At 44.6% G+C, this 2,332-nt stretch carries 1 protein-coding gene; it reads left to right on the forward strand.

From position 1 onward, the window contains the following. Positions 1 to 110: 110 nt before the first annotated feature. Positions 111 to 2,332 (forward strand): glutamate synthase central domain-containing protein (locus AAGC65_RS25925; RefSeq protein WP_343115352.1); only part of this gene is annotated, 2,222 nt, incomplete at its 3' end.

A 2,332-nucleotide genomic window follows, 5' to 3' on the forward strand; every position in this document is an offset into this window, starting at 1 on the left:
GTAATGGATTTTTTAGAAATTTTTAAAAATAACCGATGATTTTATAATTTATGTAGTATTTAGTAATTTCGTAATTACACCCTTTTTATAAAACTGGTTTATATTTTACGATGAATCAAACTGAGAGCCACCAGGGCCTTTACAGGCCAGAATTTGAACACGACTCCTGCGGAACTGGATTTATAACCAATATTAATGGTCATAAAACTAACCAGATCATTGACGACGCGCTTACCATGCTTGAAAACATGGAACACCGCGGCGCTTGCGGGTGCGACCCTGAAACCGGCGATGGGGCCGGTATACTGATACAATTACCACATGAGTTTTTGATGGAAGAATGCTCAAACCTGGAGATCAGCCTGCCTGAACCGGGTGAGTATGGTGTGGGGATGATATTTTTCCCTAAAGATTCGGCACAGAAAAAAGCTTGCCGTATGGTTATCACCAGCGCCATTGAAAAGTTAGGGCTAATTAAATTAGGTTACCGTAAACTGGTTGTTGATTCTTCGACCGTTGGCGAAACCGCCCGCCAGGCCGAACCGGATGTAGAGCAAATTTTTATTGCCAGGCCAACCAGCATCACCAATGTTGATGATTTTGAACGTAAACTCTTTATATTAAGAAGGTATATTAATAAAACTATTACCGAAACCATAGCCGGCGCAGGTGATCATTTTTATTTTACCTCGCTTTCATGCAAAACCATTGTTTACAAAGGCCAGGTAACTACTTACCAGCTGCGTAAATATTATTCAGACTTAACAGATCCGCGTATCGCGTCTGGCTTTGCCATGATCCACTCGCGTTTCTCAACCAATACTTTCCCTTCATGGAAACTTGCTCAGCCGTTCCGTTTGATCGCGCACAATGGCGAGATCAATACCCTTACCGGTAACCTGAACTGGTTTTACTCTGGCTTAAAATCATACGCTTCGTCATACTTTAGTGCCGAAGAAATGGAAATGATCATGCCGGTGATCGATAATAACCAGTCAGATTCTGCCTGTTTGGATAACATTATTGAAATATTACTGCACTCAGGCCGCTCATTACCGCATGTAATGATGATGCTGATACCAGAGGCCTGGGATGGTAACGAGCAAATGGACCCGGTTAAAAAGGCGTTCTACGAATACCATGCTACCTTAATGGAGCCCTGGGATGGCCCGGCTGCTATCAGCTTTACCGATGGTAAACTGGTTGGTGCCGTGCTTGACCGTAATGGCTTGCGCCCGCTGCGTTATGTGATCACGAATGATGGTCGTGTAATTGCCGCATCTGAGGCCGGTACACTGGCTATTGACGAAAGCACTGTTTTGCGTAAAGGCCGTTTACAGCCGGGCAAAATGTTGCTGATTGATACCGAGCAGGCCCGTATCATTACTGACGACGAGATCAAAAAACAAATAGCCTCACAACAGCCTTACGGCCGTTGGTTAGAGAACTATAAGATAAACCTGAGCGAGCTTGCAGAACCGCGTATAGCCTTTGCCAGCCTTTCAGAAGCATCAGTGTTCCGCTATCAGCAGGTGTTTGGTTACAGCCGTGAGGATCTTGATACCATCATTAAACCAATGGCGGTTGACGGTAAAGAGCCTGTAGGCTCAATGGGTACCGATGTGCCTCTGGCTATATTGTCAGACAAGCCTCAGCACCTGTCAAGCTACTTTAAACAATTCTTCGCGCAGGTTACCAATCCGCCGATAGATCCTATCCGTGAGCGTTTGGTAATGAGTTTGGCTACCTTTATTGGTAACAACGGCAACCTGCTTGATGAGGATAAAATGCACTGCCACTGTGTGGTTTTAAAACACCCGATATTAAAAAATCACCAGTTAGAAAAACTGCGTAGTATTGATACCGGCCTGTTCCACGCCAAAACACTGCAAACATACTTTAATGCCGATGGCATGCCGGGCTCCCTTGAAAAAGGTATTGCAAGGCTTTGCCGCTATGCCGAAGACGCGGTTGATGATGGCTTTGAGGTATTGATCCTGTCTGACCGTGCCATTGATTCTGAGCACGCGCCTATACCTTCGTTACTGGCGGTATCTGCAGTTCACCATCATTTGGTTAAAAAAGGCCGCAGAGGTGATGTTGGCTTGGTTGTTGAAACCGGCGACGCATGGGAAGTTCACCATTTTGCCTGTTTACTGGCATTTGGCGCGACAGCCATTAATCCATACCTGGCATTATCAACCATTGAAACCGTTAAAAACAATGGCAGCCTGGAAACCAACCTTGATATTAAAACACTGCACAAAAACTATGTAAAATCTGTAAACGATGGTTTGCTGAAGATATTCTCAAAAATGGGTATATCAACTTT

Origin of the sequence: Mucilaginibacter sp. (assembly GCF_039207105.1) — a bacterium.
Classification (GTDB): Bacteria; Bacteroidota; Bacteroidia; order Sphingobacteriales; family Sphingobacteriaceae; genus Mucilaginibacter.